This window comes from Oleiphilus sp. HI0086, assembly GCF_001635225.1.
This window is the reverse complement of record NZ_LWFZ01000799.1, coordinates 1-6,330: the sequence shown is the minus strand read 5'-3', so window position 1 is coordinate 6,330 and position 6,330 is coordinate 1. Positions and strand designations below refer to the sequence as shown.

1 pseudogene is annotated in these 6,330 nt (G+C 42.2%); it reads right to left on the bottom strand.

The window, feature by feature from the left end:
* Window positions 1-6,046, bottom strand: a pseudogene (locus A3756_RS14165) (MSCRAMM family adhesin SdrC); the annotation flags it as partial.
* Window positions 6,047-6,330: the final 284 nt, after the last annotated feature.

Sequence of the window (6,330 nt, the reverse complement as noted above, 5' to 3'; positions counted from 1 at the left end):
CGACAAGTTGCACCAACTCACTGCTATTACTCCTAAAGCCCCATAGTGCTGCGCTATCGGCGTTCTGCCACACGACCGAAGACAATTGAATATTACTTGAGAATGGTGACACATTAACCGGAGATTGGCCTGCCCCCGCATCTTCAAACATAAAGATATTCTCACTAGCGCCGTCTGCAGAAACTGAAGCTAGGAGAAAATCACCCTGATCAACTAAGGCAATAACCGCTTGTTTTTCGGGAAGCAGATAACTAAGAGTTAGGCTTGGCTCTGCTTGGGTAAGATCAGCACTCCAAATCGAACCATCACTAAACCCTAAGTAGAGTAAATTACTATTGGTGCGCGCGTAATTAGCGGAGGTAATTCTCGCATCTATATCGCCTTTCCCGATTGCCTTGGTAAACCTTCCTTGATCAGCTTGAAATCTAATTACTTCAGGCCAAGTATCGTTAAAAAATAAAACTTCCTGCTTACTAGATTCGTCTATTTGAGGTTCAAAGCTCACTTTGATCTCATCAGCTTTATTTCTGGCTAGCCATGTGGCATAACACGTCCCCTGAGGAACGAAAGACTCAGAAGCATTTTTGTTGTACGCTAACAAATCATCAGGGTATAAAACCTGATATAAGGTCTTATCGTCAATAGCTAGTGAAGACTCCTCTTCACGATCTAAAACCCCATCGTTATCGGTATCAGAGCTTGACGGGTCGGTAAGCGTAAGAGCAACTTCGACACCATCGCTAAGCTGATCACCATCACTATCTGGTATAAGAGGGTTTGTTGAAGTCAAATACTTCTCGACACCATCAGATAAACCATCGCCATCGGAATCAGCGGAAAGAGGTTCAGTGCCGAGTAACAATTCTAACCCGTCTTCAAGTCCATCGTTGTCGGAGTCACTGCCATTTACAAGCGTCCCATTTACTAATTCTAACTCATCGGTTAAACCGTCATGATCCTTATCATCACCAATTGATGGGTCCGCATCATCAATTGGGTCACTACCCCAGATGAGCTCAAAACCATCTGAGTAACCATCGCCATCACTATCAAGTAAAACTGGGGAGAGGTTTAATTCACTCTCAGTAAAGTCATTAATCCCATCAGAGTCAGAGTCTCGCAAATGAGGGTTGGTTGAATAGGCGCTTGTAAGTTCCACCAGGTCGGGCAGGCCATCAGAGTCTAGATCATCTGGGCGCCCCTCGCCTTCCACTGAACAGTTCTGATCAAATCTGAAATAGTCGCGAAAGTTTGGAACTCCATCGCCATCACTGTCAACAAAAGCGTTTGAAGCATCAGTAGAACCGTTCAACTTATCGATATTTAGCCCTACAAAAGCTTTCGCACCCTCGTATGAAAACGAGTCTTGAACCTCATTGTCTTCAGCAACCAGGGGAGCAAGCTCTAAACGAATTAAATCACCATACCTTAGCTTTTCACCAGGGTAGGTAAAATCTTTAACTAAACGATCCAGCTCACCATTTATATACCAACGAGCTTCAAGCGTTTCCAACGCAACAGCGCTGAACTTGGACAAATCTAGACTCACTGATTCGCCCTCCTCAACAACGACGGGAGTAATGGAAAACTCAGTTAGCTCAGAGTCTGTTTCGATAGTGGGGAGCCTAAGTGTTTCAGTACGACCGTACTCCTGCCCTATGCTGTACGAATATTCTACAGATATTACGTCGCCAAACCTGATGTTTGTCTCTGGGTTTGTCGGAAACTCAAAAGAGCTTTCTCCTGGAACCTCAACATCATTAATAAACCAAACTGGTGTGAAATTTGCTGCCGCGTAGAAGTCATCGTTCTCTGTACTACTGATCAATCGTGCTTTAACGCTTGCATCTACCGGATGAAGATTTTCATCCCAGTATTCAGTATCTAAAACAGGAATATAATTACCAAGATCACCTACAAAGACTCCTTCAAGCGTGGCAAGACGAATGTCTTGCTGACTGGAAAAATCTGCTGAGCGTTTAAGGTAAATAGTCGCTTCAATGACATCTCCGTATTCAAGCTTACTGGCTTCGTACAGATACGGATATCGTTTATCAGTAAAACTATATACTAGTGAATCTGTAGATATATCGTTTACAGCCCATTCGACATACAAATGATCTGCTATGTGCGCGCCTGACAAATCAAGCTGACCAGCACTTAAAAGGGGCGGATTTTCATCGTCTGAATAATCAGAGTTTAGGACAAAACCATTAGTCCCAATTAAATGCGTGGAATAACTATATTCTATCAACTGTTCATCTAGCGCTTTGACACTAAGATAGATTGTTAGCGTGTCACCAAATTCACCTTGCCCAGAGTCTAATGACACAGTATCGGTAGAATTCAAGCCTTCGAGTGATTGAACACTGCCGTCCCTATAGCGCTCAATTTCGTAACGTACGGCTATATCATTGGCAAATCGAGTTAAACTAAGGTTTCCTAAGTGAGGGGTAAGTAATCTACCCGGCTCTGGAAACGTCAAACCAAAATTAATACTTACCACATCGCCGTTTGAGTCGAATATTGCCGAGTTAGACGTCTCAGGCTGTATCAATAAGTTCGAACCTAAAAGAACAAAGTTCGAAGTGTCTTCTTCGACACTAGGTATATAAAAAGATGAAACAGATTGTGTAGTTAAGGAGTAATAGCTAATCGCACCTCCGCTAAATGCCAGATACATCCGTCTTAATTCAGAGTCGAACAAAAGCTTCTGTACTTTTTGATAATTACTGTACTTGTCTTTAGGCAGCTGTACGTGACCTAAGAACCTATCCCTATTGCCGCTTTCTCTAATGATAAAATGCCAACTGTCGTCAAAATACCAGTACTCATCTAGGTCTGAGTTGTAAACTTCGGCTTTGCTATCTGTTGCTGCTAAGATGTCAGCAAAACAAGGAAGATTGTCATTAGCGTCTATAACGCCATCTCCGTTCACATCATCAATTCCAGACAACGGTTCAGGGCATTTTTCTCGAAAATCTACAGCATCGACATCAACGACCGAAGCATTTATATCCCCCAAATATATGGACGATTGTTTGTCGCTATAGGTAAGCGTCGCATTTATGGCTTGGCCTGCCTGAAGGTTTGAAATAACTGACAAGTCGCCGGTAAGGCCCTCAGAAGCTGCTAGCTGGAAGGGGCTGGCTTCCTCTTCATCATTGATTTGATATTGGACAGAAAAAGATTCACCAATCAAGTCAAGATCGAGAAACTCTCCGACGTTTTCATTATTGTCACCGCAAACAGGATATAGCTCGCATATTTGATCAGTTGCTTTAAATTGAAGGACGATCTTAGAGCCTGCGTTAACGAACTCGGAGCCTGTCACAGGATCTTGATTTTCGCTTACAACCCTAAATTCAAGTGTTGAGAAATCAAAGATTGTGAAAGGTAGTTCAAATCCGAATTGCTGTTCATCGACCTCTACTGCTTTTGTCTCAGGGTTAACCTGAGCTTCTGTTGTGAGCTGTACATATGCAGAATACGAACCCGCTTTTGATCCATCGATTTTTAGTTCTAAGAAACGCGCACTTCCACTATCGAACAGACGAGAGGAAATAGTCGCATTATGCGTATCAGGTGCTACGTTGATGCTGGAAGCGACGTCTATTTCAACCGACATATCCCCAACCAATATACATTGGGAGTCATGAGGCGCACAGCTTAGCTTTTCATCATCACCTGTCTGAACTTCCTCTATTGGGATTGTCAGAACTAGACTTTGATCTATAGGCATTAGTAAAGCGTCTTCGAATTGCACAGAAACCGAACGCAATCCATCATAACCATTATCGACAATCTCATTGGGAGTTGATGGGTCAGGGTCATCATTATCGAGCATTCCGTCACCGTCAGAATCTACACCACCAGCCGCTCCAACCAACGCTAAATTTTGCAAATAAGAATTGTATTCACCGAAATCAGAGTCTTCGCCAACAAGCAGTTCAAACTCTTGCTCTAACAGTTGGCCCAATTCACTAACGTTCACCGTGGTATCTGGGATAAATGCGGAAGACGGCTCTCTCGTTGCAAAATACGTAAGACTATTTATCGAAGACAAGGATTCAATAAATTCAGAATTCTGCTTGCCATCAATTTGTCCGTCATACAGATCCTTGGCAATCTCGTTTTGAACTACTTCGTAATCTAAATTACTTGCTACCTTAAGAGACTGGAGCATCGCGCCGTAATATTCGATATTAAAGCGATAACGATAGGATGCCTCAAGCTCATCTTGAAAGTACTTCATGTGAGGAAGAGTGACCGGACTGATAGCGAAAATATTCTTCAGCTCATCCCCCTCTGTAATATTAAAAGACCTGGACACAATGCTTTGCGACTCTTCAAGAAGTTCGCTTAAAGCCTGTTCACCAAGATCAAAATAGACATTTTTCTCATTGGCGGCGGAACCCTGATAGCCATTACCATCGTTCAAGCGTTCAACAAGAGGCTGGAGGTTAATGACTTTTTGCTGAGCAATTTCTACCGCAAGAGAAGTAAGCGGGGTTGTATATCGAGAGGGTTGCACCGTAAACAACTCGTCAGATGCCCCTGACTCAAAATCTGCCAAAGATGTAATTAATTCGCCTTCTGCGTTGCGCTGGACAATACCATTCTTAACATAATAACGAGTCTCATCTAATGCTTCATTATCGCCGTATCCGAGAATGTCATCGGTATGGATGATTGATACCATTTTACTCAATATAGGAGCTTTACCACTATTTAGGTCAACGGATGAAGGAACCATGTTTGCTTCTATATATATAAATCCTCGATACTGGCCGACAAACAGCCCTTCCAGTTTCGCGGCACCGTTTGAAGAACCGTAAGATAGCCTATTGGCAGAAACCCCGTTTTCTACATCGGTACTAAGTAAAATACTATCGAATGCTAATTGAGCCTCCTGCTGCATCAGACTCATTAGCTCACTATGCATAGCTTGTATATCTTCAGCGGCGTCAACACCTTCACGCACGCCTAAAAAACTGTAGACAGCTCGATGATTTTGAACGATAGATATAAGGTCTTGACAGGTAATAATGGAGTGAAAGAATGAATTCAAACCTGCTTTGACTGATGGGTTTCCCTCTTTCCGATAGGCTAAATAAACAAGCTCCTTTAGATCAATTACAGGTAAAGATTGAGCTAGGGAATCACGAAGTTCTTTCAAGTTACTAATTGCAACTTGGTCGTTTGTCTCAAGCGCTATTTCAACAAGCGTTTTCTCGTCGTTAGATTCATCAAACGCGACAACATCATAGCGCTCAGCAATTTCTTTACTTGTCATTGCTAATGATTGCAGTTCGCTAAAAGAGTCCTTAAGTGCTGACCAGTGTTCTGCTTTCGTCGGGTCTGACTCTTTAGTTGAGTATTTGGCTACTACCGAATTAACACCTGAAAATGAGCTAACTTCGAGAAGCTCTTCATAAAAGCCATCAACATCGTTCAATTTCCGCTTAAAATCATTTAGATCAGAGTAAGCGGAAAGGGCTTCCGAAACTCTGTCTTTAACAATTGAATTTGTCTCTTCCTTAAGCAAGTCAAATGTGGAATCCTCGTCTTTAACTGGCTTTGTTAGCCCTAGATAGACATCCAAATAGCTTTTAGCTTTTGCAATAGTTCCTGCGTTTTCAACTTTTACTTTGAAATAGTCGAGTTCAGAAACATAGGAGCCTGTTTCAACCAGAGCCTCGAAATCATTCAGCACCTGAGCAGAACTCCGACCTTCAGGTAGAACCAAGGAATCACCATCAATAGATATACCCAGGTCAGCGTATGCCTTAAAAACACCGTTAGCAACAGATTTAAAGTTTGCATATCGCTCTGACTCTAAATCGACGCTATAGATCGAGATATCGGAGAAAGCGACTGGGCCTTTAACTGCACCACTATTTAGAAAAATGTCTAAGGATTCGTTTCCTTCCGTGTCTTCTGGTAAAGGAACATATTTACTGTCACCCTCGCCACAACCGGAAAGAATTAAAAGGAGTGTAAACAGGGAGCTCCAAGAAAACAGTCTAAACCTTTGAGTTATCATATAAGCGGCACTTTTCCATGTCTGGCTACGTAGTTTAGTCAGTTGTAGCGATAGTCGGCTTTATTACAAAATATCCCTAATGCTACAAAATCAGAAAAAGTCTTACAAATGAAGGAATTCCGAAGCGTGAACTGAGACAACAAAAAGAAAAAGAGCGTTCAAAAAACGCTCTCAAATCGAAGAAAAATGACGAAAAGTTTAAAATCAGAATATGCGATTAAGACCATTTAGTGCCGCAACACGATATGCTTCTGCCATAGTTGGGTAGTTAAATGTGGTATTAA